Annotated in this window: 13 protein-coding genes; 12 read left to right on the forward strand and 1 reads right to left on the reverse strand. The window is 65.8% G+C overall.

Annotated features, from left to right (window positions below; translation table 11 throughout):
* The first annotated feature begins 3 nt into the window (after positions 1 to 3).
* The 10 genes from C2868_RS07850 to C2868_RS07895 all read left to right on the forward strand — a co-directional run bounded on the left by C2868_RS07850 (position 4) and on the right by C2868_RS07895 (position 14,439).
* Positions 4 to 1,173, forward strand: a complete 1,170-nt coding sequence (locus tag C2868_RS07850) for a M23 family metallopeptidase (protein ID WP_100810647.1) — start codon at positions 4 to 6, stop codon at positions 1,171 to 1,173.
* 1 nt (position 1,174) lies between these two features.
* Positions 1,175 to 1,441 (forward strand): DUF6112 family protein, encoded by a 267-nt coding sequence (locus C2868_RS07855; protein WP_100810646.1) that lies wholly within the window; start codon positions 1,175 to 1,177, stop codon positions 1,439 to 1,441.
* A gap of 102 nt (positions 1,442 to 1,543) precedes the next feature.
* Complete coding sequence (locus C2868_RS07860; RefSeq protein WP_181003386.1) at positions 1,544 to 5,263, forward strand: DEAD/DEAH box helicase; 3,720 nt, start codon at positions 1,544 to 1,546, stop codon at positions 5,261 to 5,263.
* On the forward strand, positions 5,260 to 7,587 hold the full coding sequence (locus C2868_RS07865) for a PIN domain-containing protein (RefSeq protein WP_100810644.1): 2,328 nt from the start codon (positions 5,260 to 5,262) through the stop codon (positions 7,585 to 7,587). The genes C2868_RS07860 and C2868_RS07865 overlap by 4 nt, the downstream gene beginning before the upstream one ends.
* A complete protein-coding gene (locus tag C2868_RS07870; RefSeq protein ID WP_100810643.1) occupies positions 7,584 to 8,711 on the forward strand; it encodes a hypothetical protein in 1,128 nt (375 codons plus the stop codon). Before C2868_RS07865 ends, C2868_RS07870 begins: the two co-directional genes overlap by 4 nt.
* Positions 8,712 to 8,770: 59 nt before the next feature.
* A complete protein-coding gene (locus tag C2868_RS07875) occupies positions 8,771 to 10,546 on the forward strand; it encodes an AAA family ATPase (protein ID WP_219811466.1) in 1,776 nt (591 codons plus the stop codon).
* A complete protein-coding gene (locus C2868_RS07880) occupies positions 10,543 to 11,160 on the forward strand; it encodes a 4Fe-4S single cluster domain-containing protein (RefSeq protein WP_100810641.1) in 618 nt (205 codons plus the stop codon). Before C2868_RS07875 ends, C2868_RS07880 begins: the two co-directional genes overlap by 4 nt.
* 231 nt (positions 11,161 to 11,391) lie before the next feature.
* The gene (locus tag C2868_RS07885; protein ID WP_045246597.1) at positions 11,392 to 11,661 is read left to right on the forward strand and encodes a DUF6112 family protein; all 270 of its coding nucleotides are present in this window, start codon (positions 11,392 to 11,394) and stop codon (positions 11,659 to 11,661) included.
* A gap of 75 nt (positions 11,662 to 11,736) precedes the next feature.
* The gene (locus tag C2868_RS17405; RefSeq protein ID WP_374935766.1) at positions 11,737 to 12,969 is read left to right on the forward strand and encodes a conjugal transfer protein TrbL; all 1,233 of its coding nucleotides are present in this window, start codon (positions 11,737 to 11,739) and stop codon (positions 12,967 to 12,969) included.
* Between the two features lie 3 nt (positions 12,970 to 12,972).
* Positions 12,973 to 14,439 carry an SCO6880 family protein gene (locus C2868_RS07895; RefSeq protein ID WP_100810639.1) on the forward strand — a complete coding sequence of 489 codons (1,467 nt, stop codon included), beginning with the start codon at positions 12,973 to 12,975 and terminating at the stop codon, positions 14,437 to 14,439.
* A gap of 41 nt (positions 14,440 to 14,480) precedes the next feature.
* Here the strand turns inward: C2868_RS07895 and C2868_RS07900 are convergent, their stop codons facing one another.
* Positions 14,481 to 15,542 (reverse strand): hypothetical protein, encoded by a 1,062-nt coding sequence (locus C2868_RS07900; RefSeq protein WP_100810638.1) that lies wholly within the window; start codon positions 15,540 to 15,542, stop codon positions 14,481 to 14,483.
* A gap of 103 nt (positions 15,543 to 15,645) precedes the next feature.
* On the opposite strand from C2868_RS07900, the gene C2868_RS07905 reads away from it, so the two are divergent.
* Together C2868_RS07905 and C2868_RS07910 are read left to right on the forward strand one after the other, a co-directional pair.
* Complete coding sequence (locus C2868_RS07905; RefSeq protein WP_103663115.1) at positions 15,646 to 16,083, forward strand: hypothetical protein; 438 nt, start codon at positions 15,646 to 15,648, stop codon at positions 16,081 to 16,083.
* Positions 16,080 to 17,564 (forward strand): ATP-binding protein, encoded by a 1,485-nt coding sequence (locus tag C2868_RS07910; RefSeq protein WP_100810636.1) that lies wholly within the window; start codon positions 16,080 to 16,082, stop codon positions 17,562 to 17,564. Before C2868_RS07905 ends, C2868_RS07910 begins: the two co-directional genes overlap by 4 nt.

Genomic DNA, 17,564 nt, shown 5'->3' on the forward strand with positions numbered 1-17,564 from the left:
CGCATGAAGAAGCTCGTTGTGGTCATCGCCACCCTCGTCGCAGTGCTCCCCATGAGCCTGGTCGGCGTGGGTCTGCTCGTGTCGCCCGCGGTATTCGCCGCATGTCTCTCGTCAAGCTCGCTCGTTGTCGGGCCGATCCCGGAGTCGCTCACAGCCACGACGCGCGCGGGCGAGACCGTGACCCTCAACCATGAGCAGCTAACCCATGCAGCCACCATCATCACGGTCGGCGCGCAGACCGAGGGCGTTGGTCGCGCTGGCATCGTCATCGCGCTCATGGCCGCACTCACCGAGTCGCGGCTACGGATGCTCGCAAACTCGGCGGCGATTCCAGAGTCGGGCGATTTCCCGAACGACGGAGAGGGCAGCGATCACGACTCTCTTGGCCTGTTCCAAATGCGGCCGAGCGCAGGATGGGGCACCGTCGCCGAGCTGATGAACGCGACCTACCAGTCGCGCGCCTTCTACGGAGGTTCGAGCGGGCCGAACTACCCATCACCGCGTGGACTGCTCGACATACCCGACTGGCAGCACCTCGACCCTGGCGAGGCAGCGCAAGCGGTCGAAGTCTCGGCATATCCCGACCGCTACCAGAACTACCAGCCAGTCGCCGAGGCGATCCTCGCTGCACTCACGCGCCGCGCCGAAACCACGCCGGGCGGTACGCCGCTCGGCAACGTACCCGAGACGACCGCCATCGTCTTCCCGCTGCCGAGCGGGACGTGGGTGAACACCAGCGACTTCGGGTGGCGCGAAGACCCCTTCACTGGTGAGCGAGCGTTCCACTCGGGAACGGACTGGGCTGCCGACGACGGCGCGCCGATCCTCGCGCTCGCCGATGGCGTGGTCAGCTTCGCCGGGCCGTCGGGCGGCTACGGCAACCTCATCATCATCGAGCACACCATCGATGGACAGCGCATCGCCTCCGCCTACGCGCACATGTGGCAGAGCGGCGTCCTCGTCAGCGTCGGGGATCGCGTCGTTGCCGGGCAGCACATCGGCAACGTCGGTTCGGCGGGCAGGTCGACCGGAGCCCATCTGCATTTCGAGATCCGGCCAGGCGGGTCGAACGCAGCGGCGGTTGATGCCGAGCCGTGGCTTGCCGCCCACGGAGTTCAGAACCTCGATGCCGCAAGCACCGCGGCGCTCTGCTCAGCACAGATGGCCGCATGACATGGACATATTCCCCGACTTCGGAGCCGTCGGCGGTCAGGCAGAACTGCGCGCCATCGTTGGCGCGCTGCTGACCGTCGTGCTCATCCTCGCCGTGCTCATGCTCGTCATCTGCGCCGCGGTGTGGGCGATCTCGTCGGCGAACGGCAACATCACTTCGGCTGTCCGCGCGCGCACCGGATTCCTCGTCTCCGTCGGAGCTGCCGCACTCGCCGGCCTCGGCGTCACCTGGGTCAACTTCCTGCTCGGAGTCGGCGCTAGCATCTGAACCGGTGGCACCCACGGATTGGGGGACGTCCGCCTGCGGTGCCCGCGTTGGTTGTCTCCGGCCGTCTGTAGGGTGGATTGGAGTCAACCAGAAGGGATGCCGGTGAGTAACGACACCCTTGCTGGAGCCGGGACGGGAGCATCCTCCGCTGACATCGCGGCCGCGAATCCTCCCGGTCAGATCCGCGCAAGAAGCGGCAACCTGTATGTCGAGCTTGCCGCTGACCGCTGGGACTGGGGACGCAAGCAACTCCGCAGCTCCTGCGACGTCCTCGTTCGCCGATACCCCACCCTCGCGGACTCCGCAGGCGCCGAAGGTAAGAGCGTTGAGCAGTTCCTCATGGATGCTATGTTCGCCGACCTGCTGCCAGCCCGACTCGCGCTATCCAAGCTCACGTTCCCGAGCGGGAGCCGCTCGGTGAACATCAATGTCTCTGTCCGTCTGTCTGGTGACGCACGCCCAAACTGGCCACTGCCGAAAGGCGTATCACTCGTCGCCAAGGCGAGCTGGAACCTGTCTGGCACAGATCGAGAAACGCAGCGCGCCTACGGAAATCGAAACCCCTCCCTGACCGTCTTCAGCTTTCACGATGGTCCTGCTGGGGATGCCCGCGATTTCGAGGTCGCACTTGACGTGACCTGCCGCCAGGTAGCTCGAATGGGGCCAGGCGTTCGAAAGGAACGCAACGTTCTGACGGAAGACCTCGCGGCCGCCCTCCCAGCGATCTCAGCAGAGACAGCCGCACGGTTGCAGGATTGGAGCGACTTCCTGGAGTGGAAGCGCCGTCTCATCCAGGCCAACCGCACCGCGGTGCGATACGACTCGCGCCAGGCGGGCGACGACCACCGCTCCGTGACCTTCCGAGTGATTGGAGACGACGAAGCGGCACTCACCCAAGCTATTCGGCGACTCTCGCAGAGCGATGCCCTCGCTGCCTTCGACGTTTCGGTCAGCGAGGACGAGTGGCAGTTCCAGCTCCCGAGCGAGGGCCGCGAGCCGCGCGGGAGCGAGTTGGGCAACGCGAGGCGTACCCGACCGAACATTGTCACCGGAGCGTCCGTAGCCCCAACCTCCCCCTGGAGCAACGCCGCTGCCGCCGAGGTCTCCATTGCGTTCTCGGACGACGCCCTTGCCCGGATCGAACGTAGCGATGATCCAGAGGCCACAGCGCGGAAGGCGCTCGACCGAATCCCGGAAGCTGGCTTCATCGTTCAGAGCGCCGTTCAGGACATGGCACAGGTGAACCGCCAGGACCGCGCGCTGCGAGATCTCAGTGACCAAGGCGGCTTCTCGCCGTACCTGGCGCGCTACATGTTTGACGCAAACGAGGCGAGGCAACCTACTCAGCTCAGCAGTGTTGAGCGGTGGCACAACCCGAGCCTGAACGAGGCCCAGAAGCTCGCAGTGCAGAAGGTTCTCGCGGCCCCGGATCTCTGCCTGATTCAGGGACCACCGGGGACTGGCAAGACCACGGTGATCGCCGAAGCGATCGCTCAGGTGGTCGCGCGCGACGAGACCGTGCTCGTCGCATCTCAGACTCATACCGCAGTCGACAATGCCCTCAGTCGGCTTCCGTTGCACCCGTCAATTCGTGCAGTTCGTCTGACACGCAATGAAGACCGATTGAGCGACGAGGGTCAAGAGTTTCTTAACGAGCGCGCGCTGGGGCGCTACTACCGCTCGTTGAGCACGGAGATCCGGCAGCGAAGGGAAGATGCGGCAGCCGAGCAACGCTTCGCAGCTCAGATGCGCGCGTTCCGAGCAAGGTCTGCACAACTACTCGACGCGCTCCGCACCGCTGAGGCCGCGAGCGCGGAATCCACCGAGACCTACAGGGCAACTCTGGCGAGCTACGCCAAGCAGGTTCAGTCACTCGAAAAGACTGGGGTTCGCCTGCCTGCGCTCAGCCTGACGCCGGAGGATAACTCCAGCCTCGTGGAACTCGATTTGTGGGTCGACCGTCTGCTGACTGCAACTCCGGGACTCAGAGATGTCGCGCGCGCTGCTCTCGAGGACAAGCCCGCGGTGGTTGTGGCCCACAAGTCACCCCGCCGCCTGGAGATTGAGGCGCAACTCGACGTGGTGCTGGAGAAAATGAAGTCGGACAGCACCGCAGTCGCGGAGTACCAGCGGCTCCAATCCGAACTCGGCGGTCTCGAATCCGAAGCCTCCGGCGACACACTCGACACTGCGAGCCTGGCTCGCCTATTCCCGAGTTCTAGCTTGGTCTTCGAAGACCCGCCGAAGGGGTTCCTAGCAGGAGGAAAGAGGGCAAAGCGTCGGAATGCCGCCAGCGAACTGCTCGCAGCAGCCGACTCGATCCCTCGCATGACTCCCCCGATCTATGAGGCTCGTCGCGAGCGTGAGCGAGCACTGTCAGCCATGAAGGGGGCGGAGGCCCGACTGGAACAGGCGCTCGGGGAGGCGGCTTCTCACTTCATCGCACCGTTCGCGGAGTCGCTCGGCATCATCAGCGAAGAGCCACCGAGCACGGCCGACTCTCTCGCCCAAGCCCAGCAGGAAGCAGAGGCGCGGCTTGCCAGCAGGATCGACCGCGCGACTACTCTGGCTGACGAGAGCGCGGCTTGGGGCGACATCCAGGACGAATGGATCGCCGATCTGTCCGATGCCAGCGTGGCCGAGCGGGATTGGGTGGCAATCGGCGACGCCTGGCTAGCCGAGTGCAATGTTGTCGGCGTCACCTGCAATGAAAACCCGGCGACGCTAGACGAGCCGGGGCTAACCAGCTTCGATCTCGCCGTGGTTGACGAAGTGAGCAAGGCAACTCCGCTAGAGCTGCTCCTCCCCCTGATGAGAGCGCGACGGTCGGCACTCGTCGGTGACCACAGGCAACTCCCTCCGATGTTCCGAGAGAGCCAGGATGCCGAAGGTCTCCCGGAGCAAGCGGACGAGGACGTGCCCGCCGAACTCGCGCTGACGCCTGAGAACCTGAAGAAGTACGAGAAGTTCGTCACTGCGTCGCTCTTCCGCACTCACTTCGAGCGTGCGGACGAGTCCATCAAGCAACGGCTCACCGTGCAGCATCGCATGCACCCCGACATCATGGATTCGGTCAACCGCTTCTACGAAGGACAGCTCACGTCTGGGATCGTTGAGCCTGACGTTGCGCGAGCGCACGGGCTCACCATCCGTGGGCGCGGCGACCTTCCAGTGATCGGCCCTGATCAGCACATGGTGTGGATCGACACCACGAACGACGACCGAGGCGCGGAATGGGCTGAGCCGAAGGCGGGCTCTGGCCAGGAGCGCACGAACATCCTCGAAGCGCGACTCATCGTTCGAATGCTCCGAGACATCGACGACGCGATCCTCAGCAGTTCCTCGCGCACAGTCGGCCCGAAGGAGATCGGGATCGTCTCCATGTACCAGGCGCAGGTCCGCACCATCCGTTCGGAGATCAACCGCGAGACGAAGGATCGACCGTTCAAGGCGATCAAGTACGAGCTGAACACCGTCGTGAAGTACCAGGGTAAGGAGAAGCCGATCATCCTCGTGAGCATGGTCCGCAACTTCGGGAGAAGTGCCCCGGCGCGGCGGCGCAGCTCGAGGGCCAACGTCGCACGATTCGAGTACATCAACGTTGCCTTCTCGCGGGCCCAGGAACTGCTTGTGGTGTTCGGCGCGCTCGACACCTTCGCCCCCTATCCGGTGGAGCTGCCACCGATGGACGCCAACGGCACCCCGAGTATCGTCCCCGTGTACCGAGAGATCACAGAGATGGTCGAGCGCAAAGGTGCGATGAAGCAGGCGAGCGCGCTCGGTGACCTGCATGCGGCAGCGGGACAAGGGCGGCGCCAGTGAAGCTCACAACCCTGCACGTCGGCGTTCCGATTTTCTGGCTCCAGGCGTCTGTCGAGCACAGCGTCGTTCGGAAGCCCACCGTCTTCGAGCGCATGATTATGCGGCTGAGCCGAAGAGGCATCGAGAACTCCGCAGTTGGCAGTGCAACGCTCCGCACAGCATTCGAAGACCACCTCGGTGCAAACGGCATACCGCGACTCCTGGAAAGCAGCGCGAACGAGCTGCTACGCCTTGGCATTGTCCGGCGTGCGGACTCATCGAGGAGTGCGTCGATTCTCGACCAGCCGATTCGGACGCTCACGCTGTCCCCGGCCGGTCAGGAGTTCTACAACCGGAATACCCTCCCGAGTCATCCGACGAGGGATGCAGTCGAGTTCTACTACCTACCCTGGTCCAACTCGCTCGTCAACGAGCGGCCGAGCAGACTGGCCGCTTCTCCCCCTGACCTTGCCTTTGATGTTCGCGCGCTCGCGCCACGCGACCCATCGTCTCTTGTTCGTGCAACCCTCACGGAGCAGCCGCCGAGATTCCTTCGCGGCGAGTCGCGCATTGTCAATGTCGAAGCCGACGTCGACGACACGGTTAGCTGGCTGACTCTCAATGTCGATCTGGTGGTCTCAGCCGAGGGATACCTCGAACTTCACGTCGCAGGGAACAAGGCCGCCACGGATTGGCTTACCCAGCTTGAGTCAACCATCGTGCAGGCGACTCTGCTGAAGACAGTCGTCAGTCGAGAAGCGCCCAGCGAGGTGGTCTTCTCCACCGACGAAATGCGCAGTCTCACGAGGTTGGAACTCGTCGAATCCGCGCTTGGTGCTCGCTCCGCTGTAGTCCATCTGCCCGAGTTGCGGACGCGAGTTCGGCTCACGGCGGACTACGCCACGCCGAGCTGGCTACCAGATGAGGATGCAGTGCGTGTCGTGGGCTCGCCCTTGCCTGCCACCCTGCCGGACGGCGTGACGAGCGTGACATTCGACGGTGGCCGTGCGACTTCGGGGCAGCAGACCGGCGCGCTTCCGCTCACATGGGCTGGGCGGCAGGTCTTTGCACTTGTTCGAGCGGACCTTGACGCGGAGGTCTCGGCCGCTCGGTGGAATGCGTTCAGCGAGGAGCTGGCCGCTGATCTGACGCACTCCCCCGACGTCGAAGTTTCCACACTGCCCCTTGCGTGGGGATCGCCCCGTCCACTGCAAGCCCTGGCCAATGGAGGCAACGCAGGCACTCTTGACGAGGTGCTTGGACGAGTGCGTGACTTCGTTTCGGCTGCGCGTGAGGTCGCACCGAACGCACTCTCCAGCCAGGCTCCTGCATTCCTCGACGTGACGGCACGCCTCATTGCCCTGGCGGGCACTCACGAACCACTTGACATAGGCACACTCGGCGGATGGGCAAGGACCGTGAGGAGCGCACTTGGCGAGAGCGCGCGGCTCGACACGGTGCTTTCGCCTCTGCTGGCTCGTGTCAGTGAGCCGGGCTCCGTCGTCGAGATGCGGGAGGTAATCCAGCTCGGCCGACTTGCGGGTTCATTGCCAGCGCAGCTCTTCAGTGCACCCGTGAGAGCCACGCTCCTCGCCGACTTGTGGCATGACCCATCGGAGGGCCTCGGTGATTCGGTGCCAGACGCACTCCAACCAATCGCCAGGTTCGCAGCGGCACAGACGGAGCTTGACGATGCGCTGGGACGACAGAACGCCGCGCTTGCGAACGGCAGCGGTGCGTTGGCATCCACAGCATCAACGGGGGCCGCTCTCCAGGCCGCCGAACGGTGGCTCCATGCGGTGGACGATCCCGAGTTGGCTCGTTCTGTCGACGAACAGCTACCGGACGGGCTGGTGGCGCTTCGAGCGGGTGTCCTGAAATGGAGGGAGATCGCGACCGCAAATATGGCAGCCTCCCTGTCTCCGGGGCAGGATGCATTGGTGTTCGACTCCAACTCGCTTCTCGACGACCCCGAATGCCTCCGCCATCTAGGGTCCGAAAGGGTCGGCGTCATACCTAACCGCGTCGTTCAAGAGCTAGACGGGCTAAAGCGCAGCACGAACGAGGACACTGCTCGGCGTGCGCGAGCCGCGCATCGAACTGTCGACGAGGCGCGGCAGCTCGGCGTGTTGCGCTTTGAGTCCGCCCGCCCGGCACTGATTCCCTCCGACCTGGGCTCGGTTGACGAACCAGACAACCAGATACTGTCCGTCGCTATCGCCTACAGCAGGGGCAACGTCATCCTTGTCACGAAGGACAACAACCTCCGCGCCAAGGCGCAAGCAACTGGGGTGCCAGCAAGGACTTGGCCTGAGATTCGTGAAGCACGAGGGGAACACCCATGAGCCGTCGAGCGTCGTTCAACTATTCGCGAGCGCTGGATGCTGCCGCGCTGGCTGCGCGGGCGGCTCAATCGGCAGCGGCGGACGCCGCAAAGAGAGCGGAAGCGGAACGTCGCCACGCAGAGTGGGCCGCGCGCTCAGCGTCCATCACCAGGCAGCACCTCGATCGCTACCAGGCGATCTTGGATGACATCCGCAACCAGGGGCTCGACGCCTACGTTAGCGACGACTTCGAGACCGCAGAGGGAATGATTGCCCATGCCAGGACGCTGAGCGCGTCGGACCCTGCCAGGGCCAAGGCGCTGAGTCAGTCAATTGGCCCAATCGTCGGCCCGCTCCCGCGCGCCGCGCGCCAGCAGCGGGGCGAGAGCCGCGCAGCGGAGCACCAGCGCCAGACGAACAGCGGGGCGGGCGGGCGTCCAGCGCCCCCCGACCTGAACGAACGGCCACTAGCACCAGCCGAGAGCGCACTGGAGACTGCCTGGCGCGAAACACTGGACGGATGGACGGACCACTACACCCGTGATCTCGTCTACACCGAACTCGCGGCACTCCGCCAGTCGCTCGATACCGACGGCAGCCCGACGACGCCAGCGGACGTCATCGCCTCGCTGGGAGCGCTGCGTGCCAGGGCCGAATCGGAGGCTGCGAGCCTGAGACGGGCCGAAGCCGAGGTCGAAGAGATGCAGCGGTCGCTTGCCGCAGAGGCACCCGAGCCGAGCCTCGACGTCCCTGATACCGAGGATGAGGACGCTTCGACGTTTGACGATCCCGAGGAGTCGCGGCGTGAGGCAGTTCGCGGCGTGATGGGCGCACTGGAGGATGCCGGATTCCAGGTCGAGAATCCTCGACTCATTCAGCTCTCCCCGGACAGCAACGAAGTCGTCGTCGTCGGAACACGGGCCAGCGGTGCCAGCGCAACATTCAGCCTCACGCTTGACGGGAAACTTGAGTACGACTTCTCGGGATACAAGGGATCGACCTGCGACGCCGACATCGACGCGGTTGTGCCCGCCCTCCAGGAGATCTACGGCATCCAACTCACGGAGGAGGTTGTCGCCTGGCGCAATCCCGACGATCAGGATGCCGCCGCGCGGCCACAACCGGGAAGGACAAATCGAGCATGAGTACCCAGGCGACACTGTGGCACGCCGCGCTGAGTCGTGAGATTCGGGTACGGCGCGGCGTGGTGCTCTTCGGCAATGTCCGGGATATCACCCGCGACCCACAGGGTCGTCGCGGCCCGATCAGCGTGATGGACGCGACCGTCGACGTGCTGAAAGCGGGCGGTTACCGCCAGGTGATCCTCTGGGATCGGGTCAACGGTGTCCAGGGCGTCTCCGCTGCGCAGTGGCGTGATGTTGTGTCGGCCGCGACACCTGCACAGCCCAGCCAGGATGGCGAAGCCTACGATGCCGGTGCCCGACCTCAGCGCGCCCCGTCGGGCAGGATCGCCGCCGATCCAATTGAGTTTCTCAATGTCGTTGCCAATGCCGTCAAGTCCGAGACGGCAGACGCCCCGGCGTTCGTCCTCGACTGGACCGAGTACATGTTCGGCGAGCCGAACAACCTGCCAGCCGGTGAGCGCGACTGGCTGACTCTACTTGGCAAGGCGACACGCGATGCGCCGCTTGCGGGAACGGCAGCTACGTCACGCCCGCCAGTGGTCGTGCTGGTATGCAACGGCTTGGCAGTCCTCCCACCCGCCCTGTACGTCAACAATCCCGACTGGGCGACAGTCAACGTCCCGCTCCCCAATCGCGAGCAGCGCGAGGAAGCGATCCTCGGTCTGGGGACGGCGCTTCAGGTCACTACTCAGGTTGCTCCGAACACTCGCGGACTCACAGATCTGGTCGACGCGCTCGACGGGCTCACGATCAAAGACATCCACAACATCGCCGCGCTCTCCGGCAACCAACGAGGTTTGAGCGCCGAGTCGCTGGTCAGCCTGTACAAGTTCGGCGAGCACACGAGCCCGTGGGAACAACTGAATCGAGACAAGCTGCGCACCACGACGCAGACGCTCCGGGAACGGGTGAAGGGCCAGGACCGGGCAATCGAAGCCGTGAACAAGGTGCTGATCCGCGCCTACACCGGGCTCTCTGGCCTTCAGCATTCGCGGAAGCAGCGCACCCCCAAGGGCGTCCTGTTCTTCGTCGGCCCCACAGGGGTCGGCAAGACCGAGCTAGCGAAGTCCCTCGCCCAGTTCCTCTTCGGCGACGAGGAAGCGTGCATTCGCTTCGATATGTCCGAGTACAACCACGAGCACGCCGACCAGCGGCTCGTCGGCGCGCCGCCTGGCTACGTCGGCTTCGAGGAGGGCGGGCAGCTCACCAACGCTGTCAAGAAGCGGCCATTCTCGGTTCTGCTGTTCGACGAGATCGAAAAGGCCCACGGGCGAATCCTCGACAAGTTCCTCCAGATCCTCGAAGACGGCAGGCTTACGGATGGCCGCGGCGAGACTGTGCAGTTCGCCGACACCTTCATCGTGTTCACGTCCAACATCGGGGCTGCTGAAGTGAACCGCCGCTCGCCGAACGTCCGAGACGAGTTCATCGAGCGCGTCCGCGATCACTTTGTCGAACACCTTCACCGGCCAGAGCTCCTGGGACGGATCGGGGAGGCCAACATCATTCCCTTCGACTTCATCGACAACGACGACTTCCTCGTGCAGATCGCTCGCTCGAAGCTCACACCCCTGCGCCTGCGGCTCCAGGAGAAGTGGGGCATCCGTGACATCAAGTTCGATGATGAGGTGCGGGCGCTCACAGCGGTGGTATCCACAATGGACCACACCGCGGGCGGTCGCGGCGTGCTTGCGGCGCTGTCTGAGCGAATCATCGACCCGCTTGCCACGTTCCTCTTCGAGAACCTGGCGTCGCCGCTCGATGCAGACGGTCGCACCCTCCGCGTCTCGCAGCTCAGCGATGGGCCGGAGTTCGGATTCCAATTGGTGCAATGAGCTGGATCAACCTCGCATCCTGGCTGCCCGCGACCGAGGCCGAAGGCCCCGGTCGCCGAGCGGCACTTTGGGTTCAGGGCTGCCAGTTTCTCTGCCCAGGCTGCTGCAATCCGAACTTCCTGCGCATCGCGCCTCGGGAACTCGTCTCATCGGAGTCTCTCCTCGAACGACTGATGGATGCGAAGACTCGGTTCGACATAGAGGGCGTTACTCTGCTGGGCGGTGAACCCATGCTCCAGGCGCAAGGGCTCGCCGAGTTCGCGGCCGGTGCCCAACTATTGGATCTGTCCGTGATGGTGTTCTCGGGCTACACCCTTGCCGAGCTTCGCAGCGACCCGCTCCCCGGAACCGAAGCACTCCTGAGCCACACCGATGTGCTCGTCGACGGCCGCTACATCGCCGAGCTGCCGGAGACTGAGCGCGCCTGGGCCGGGTCGAGTAATCAGGTGTTCCACTACCTCACCGACCGATACGACAGCTCCATTGAGCGAACGAGCGACGGTCGGCAAAGAGTCGAGATTCGCCTGAGCAACGACGGGCGTATGGACGTGAACGGGTGGCCCGCAGACTCACCTACTCGCGGCCACCCAAGGGCGCATCGCCCCATGTCGTAGACCCCATCGTGCTGGGCCGGTGACGCGCCACGGGTCAGTGCCGCGGCCCTCTCCTGGAGTGCAGCTTTCGAGATCAACGCTGCTTCGGCCCGTCCCTCGCACTGTCGGGCAATCGGCAGGCGGATCGAGCTGTCGCAGGTCGGCGTCCACGACGACGTGGAAGCGTAACCGGGACTGCGTGCGCACCTGACTAGCGAGAAACCTTCTCCCGCCAGTCCCAAGGAGCACACAGTGATCGACATCGACCCCAATACCGACGGGTTGCCCGGCATCGAACAGCTTCGTGTCATCGTCGGCGCGGCCATGACGGTGGGGCTCATCCTCGCTGTCCTCGCCCTCATCATCTCGGCCGTGGTCTGGGGCTACGGGGCGAACAGCTCGAATCCGCACCTCGCCAGCCGGGGCAAGGTCGGCGTGCTCGTCTCGTGCGGCGCGGCCATCATCTGCGGGGCATCCGTCACCCTGGTCAACTTCTTCTGGAACGTCGGCCAGTCGGTCTAGCACCACGACCGAGTTGAGATGGCTGAGCCGATGAGTGTTTGTGATGTGCCCGTCATCGCGTCAGTGTGCGATGCCGTGGGTGAGGGAACTGCGTCGCTCATCTCCGCGCCGTTCGACTGGCTTGCGCAGGCAATGGGGCAGGCCGCCGCCTGGCTGTTCGAGAGCGTGTGGGCGGTGTTCGACTCGACCACGCTCGTCGACGTGACCGGAAGCCAGTACGTCTCGGTCTATAACGTGCTGTTCGGGGTGGCGATCTTCGTCATGCTCGTCTTCTTCTGCCTCCAGCTCATCACCGGGCTCGTGCATCGAGATCCGATGGCACTGTCGCGCGCGGGCGTGGGACTTGCCAAGTCGGTGCTCGGATCGTTCGTCACCATCACCCTCACCGCGACCCTGTTGGAGGTCACCGATCAGCTCACCATCGGCATCGTGCAGGCGACTGGCAACACGATGGAAGGCATCGGTGACCGCATGGCACTGCTCGCCGCTGGGTTGACGACGATCAACATCGCCTCGCCCGGCGTCGGTGCGATCATCACGATCTTCCTTGCCGGGCTCGGCATCGCGGGTGCGGGCATCGTGTGGTTCACGCTGCTTATCCGTAAGGCGCTTCTGCTGGTCGCCATTGTCTTCGCGCCCATCGCACTCGCCGGGTTCACCTGGGATGCCGCGAAGGGTTGGTTCGGACGCTGGGCGGCGTTCGTCGTGGCGCTCATCTTCTCGAAGCTCGTCATCGTCGTCGTGCTCCTGGTCGCCATTGGGCAGATCAGCGCTCCCATCGACCTCGACCTCGCCTCGATCAGTGACCCGATCTCGGGCGTCGTGCTGATGTTCATCGCCGCGTTCGCGCCGTACCTGACGTACAAGTTCATCTCGTTCGTGGGCTTCGACATGTACCACGCGATGTCGAGCGAGCAGGAAGCGAAGTCGGCGCTCAACCGGCCCGTCCCGCTGCCGGTCAAGGCCCAGCCGAACGCGGCAAAGTCCGTCCTCGGAGGGCAAAGCGGCGCGAGAGGCGGGACTCCTCCCGCACCGAGCACAGCTCCCGCTGCAAGTGGCGCAGCAGGCGGCGCTGCGGGCGCAGGTGGCGGGGCGGCCGCTTCCGGCGGCGGAGCGGCGGCGTCGGGAGGCGCGGCAGGTGCCGGGGCAGCAGCGGCCGGCCCCGCGGCCGCAGCCGTCGTCGGAGCGCAGGTCGTCAAAGCCGCGGCGACGACTGGGCCGAAAGTCGGTGCCGCGGTCGGCGGCGCAGCAGCCGGGCACGCAGAGACATCCACGCCGCCGATACCCGTAGCGCCAAGGAAGGGGTAGAACATGGCCACCCAGCACTCCCCGGCTCCCGAGCAGCAGCTCTCCCCCGTGCAGTTCTCCCGACTCGCGCACCGTGGCATCCTGCTCGGACTGTCGATCTCGCAGTTGATCGTGTTGGGCATCGGCGTGGTCACCGTCGTCGCCACGATCTACACGGGCGGTGGCATGGGGCTGGTCTGGACATCCCCGATCTGGCTCAGCTGCCTGCTGCTCGCGGTCGTCCCCGTGGGCGGGCGCAAGCTCGTGGACTGGCTGCCCATCGTGTCGCGCTGGATGTGGCGGAGCACCGCAGGGCAGTTGATCTTCCGCCGCCGCGTCATCAAGCCGCGTCCGGTCGGCACGCTCGCGCTCCCCGGCGATGCGACCGCGCTGCGCGAATGGGTCGATCCCGAGACGGGCGCGGCGATGGTGCACGACCCCCACGCTCAGACCCTGACCGCAGTGCTGGGGGTGACGCACCCGGCGTTCGTGCTGCTCGATCCGAGCGAGCAGGAGCGGCGGATCTACGGCTGGGGTCGGGTGCTCGCGACCGCGTGCCGCTCGGGCCGGATCGCCCGGCTCCAGGTCTGCGAGCGGACGCTACCGGACTCAGGCACGGGGCTCGCCGAATGGTGGGCCAGGCACGGCACCGACGATGAATCCTGGCCTGCGACCACCTACCGGGAGCTGATCGAGCGTGCCGGGCCGACCGGCGAGCGCCATGCGACGACCATCTCGATTGCGCTCGATATGAACGCCTCGGGGCGACAGATCCGCTCAGCGGGCGGCGGCATCCGTGGAGCTGCCGCCGTGCTGCGTCAGGAGATGACCACGCTCGTCACAGCGCTGCGAGCTGCGGACCTCGCCACGACCGGCTGGCTCGCGCCCGGCGAGGTCGCTGTCATCCTGCGCTCCGCCTACGACCCAGCTGCCGCGCCCGCGCTGGAGCGGCACGCCGACATCGGGCGTTCCCTCGCCACCGCGGGGCCGGTCGCGGTGACCGAGAGCTGGGATCGCGTGCGCACCGACTCCGCGCACCACACCGTGCTTTGGCTCTCCGAGTGGCCGCGCTCGCAGGTGTTCCCTGGATTCCTCGCCCCGTTGCTGCTCACCTCCGGCGTGCAGCGGTCGTTCTCGCTCATTTGCACGCCAGTTCGCGCCGACATCGCGGCTCGCGACCTGCGGAAGAAAAAGGTCGGCCTGCTCTCCGACGCAACCCAACGCGCGAAGATCGGGCAGGTCGAGGACGCCTCGCGCACGGCTGAGTACCAGGACGTGCTACAGCAGGAGTCCGACCTCACCGCGGGGCACGGCGTGCTCCGCTACACCGGCCTCATCTCCGTCTCCGCGCCCACGGTCGATGAGCTGGATGCCGCCATCGCCGCCATCGAGCAAGCCGCGGTCCAGGCGTCCTGCGAAACGCGCAGACTCGTCGGCCAGCAAGCCACCGCATTCGCCGTCGCCGCGCTCCCGCTCTGTCGAGACGTGTGAGGACGCGCGCGCTGCGTCCCCTCTCGCCGATCAGGTCATAGTCACTCGGCCGGACGCACGAGCAAAGTCGCGGATGGGTCGACGCCCTCTGCCCAGGCTAGAGTCGGCAGGTCGGCGCCATCGAGACCCGCCAGTTGCAGAGCCGCCTGCCCAGACAGATGGGCCGAGCTAATCGACTGTCCGTTCGCCACCGCGGCGTAGAACTGCGCCGCGTAGCTGATCGCGTCACCGTCTTCAATCTCGTCTGCCATGCCAATCGCGAACGGAACAATGTCGGCAACGAGGGCGTCAAGCTGACCAGCAGACCGGCAGGAGTTCAGAAGAACGAGCAAGGGCGGGTCGTCCGTTGCATTGATCGCGGCAGCGAAGGCGCGCGCGCTCACGATCACACCCTCGTGGGGCATATCGGTTTCGTCTTCGAAGACGATCAAGTCCTCGTTGCTGTGGCCGGAGAAGTGAACGACGTGCGGGCGGAACTTCGTGATGCCATCAAGCAGATCGGCCGTCGTTGCAGCAGGACGGACATCCAGGTCAACCAAGTCACGATGAAGCGCCGACTCGACCGCTGCACGAATCCGCTTCTGCTCACGCCCCACGCGCAGATCGCCTTCCGACGATGCGCCGAGCATCAGCACGCGGAGCTTCTCAGGCTTCGGGGCAGGAAGCTCACGAATGACTTGCGAGACGGCGGACTCCGTGGCGCTCAGCCGCCGCTCGAGCACGGCGCGCTGTGCCGCGGCTTGCCGATCCGCACGCTGTTGCTCCAGCTTGCGTCTACGTTCAGCGGCGTTGCTTTCGGATGCTTCTGCCCGTGCGAGCTTGTCGGCAAGCGCCATCTCCTCCTTGGCATAGCCGGCCGCACGCGACTGCCATCGACTCGCCTCCTTACCTGCCACGGCAGCCTCCGATTCCTTCCTTTCGGCTTCACGCAGCTTGGATTGGATGGTGCTGGAGCTCTTCGACTTGCTGGCCGCGGCACGAGCTGCCGCGGACTCAGCTCGCTTCTTCGATTCCTTCCCGCGGTACTCTCCAGCCTTCTTCTCCGCGTCGATCCGCTGCTTCCGCTTGCGCTCAAGTTGGCCGCGGTAGGTGCTTGCGCTCATGCTCTTCCTCACGACAGGTCGTCGGATCGACCGTAGCCTCGACCTCCGACGTCGGGGATACCGTGCGCACCTTCCTGGCAGATCGAGACGCGAGGGAGACGAGATGCCGACGTTCAGCAACCCTGTGGAGGACGCCGCAGACGCCCGCGAGTCGGTGCGGGCGCTCGCGCACGCGAGCCGCGCGTTCCGCGACCCCGCGGACACCTATCAGGTGGTCGGCGAGCTACTCGGGACGCTGCGCTCGCTGGAGCAAGTGCTGGAGCAGGTCGCGGCGGCGCACGTCCGGGACCAAGGCAGGGCGTTCCTCGACAACGGCGACCGCAGCGGGGGGCTCATTGAGGCCGATTCCGCCGCTCGCGCGCTCCGTCGCGCCGCAGCCGCCATCGGGCAAGCCGAACGCGCCGTGGATGAGGCGTCACAGCGCTCGGGCCGGATCGCGTGGCATCCGGCACCCGTCGGCGACGAGCCGGGGCTCGACCCGTTCTCCCGCGATCCGTTCGATGGTCCTCCGCTCAACTCTCGGCGAGGGCTGTCACTATGAGCCCCGACGACCGCGAGCGCCTGCACACCGCGGTTCTGCTCGATCCGGCAGGCGAGCGCCGCGCAGCACGAAAGGCTCGGCGGAGAGCGGCGAGCAAGATCGAGGCCGCCGACCGCAAGGCGCAGCAGGACCGGGCGCGCGCGGAGTGGCAGGGGGAACGTGAAGCGCGGCGCGCGACGACGTACCTCCCGACCTCCGGCGAAGCCCGCCCCGCGGCGCTCCGCACGCCGGGCCGGTTCCGGTTGCCGCGCCACCAGGACACGAGTGCGACGCTGGCCGGGGCATACCCGTTCCTGGCCGAGGGCGGGCTCGGCTCGGCTGGAGTGTTCGTCGGTCAGAATCTCTACAGCGGCGCGTCGTTCGTCTACGACCCTTGGGTGCTCTACGCGCAGGGCATCATCACCGCGCCAAACATCGTGCTCGCGGGCATCGTAGGTTCGGGCAAGTCCTCGCTCGCCAAGAGCCTCTACACCCGATCCATTCCGTTCGGTCGGCGGGTCTACGTCCCCGGCGATCCCAAGGGCGAGCACACCGCCGTTGCGCAAGCGGTCGGCGGGCGCGCGATCATGCTCGGCCACGGGATGTCCACGCGCCTGAACCCGCTCGATGAGGGGCATCGTCCTTCAGGCCTCAGTGACGCCGAGTGGCAGAGCCAGGTGACCTCGCGGCGGCGTGACCTGATCGGCGCGCTCGCCGAGACCGTGCTTGACCGCGGGCTCACACCGCTGGAGCACACGGCCGTCGACATCGCGCTCGCGGATGCGGTGCGCTCGGCCGAGGTGCCGATCCTCCCAATGGTGGTCGACCGCATCCTGGCTCCGCACGCTGAAGACGGCGACGGAAGGCTTGCCGAGGACGGGCGTCTCGTCGGCCACGCGCTGCGGCGGCTGGTGGCCGGTGACCTCGCCGGTCTGTTCGACGGCCCGAGCACCGTGCGCTTCGACCCATCGCTGCCGATGGTGTCGCTCGACCTGTCTCGGGTTGCCGAGAATTCGACGCTCATCTCCGTGCTTATGACGTGCTCATCGGCGTGGATGGAATCGGCGCTGCTCGACCCGGCAGGCGGACAGCGGTGGGTCGTGTACGACGAAGCATGGAGGCTCATGTCGCACCCGGCGCTGCTGCGCCGCATGGACGCGCAATGGCGGCTCGCGCGGCACTACGGCATCGCCAATCTGCTCATCTTCCACAAGCTCAGCGACCTCGACAACGTGGGCGACCAGGGCTCGGCCATGCGCGCCCTCGCCTCGTCCCTGCTCGCCAACGCCGAGACGCGGGTCATCTACCGGCAGGAGAGCGATCAACTCGGCGCGACCGCGCAGGCCCTCGGACTCACCGGCACCGAGCAAGGGCTGCTGCCGGGTCTCGGGACCGGGCAGGGACTGTGGAGGATCAAGAACCGCTCGTTCGTCGTCCAGCACCAGCTCCACCCCGCCGAACTTGCGATGTACGAGACAGGCCAGAAGGCCAGAGGAGCATGA

Source organism: Microbacterium sp. CJ77, from assembly GCF_002911615.1.
Taxonomy (GTDB): domain Bacteria; phylum Actinomycetota; class Actinomycetes; order Actinomycetales; family Microbacteriaceae; genus Microbacterium.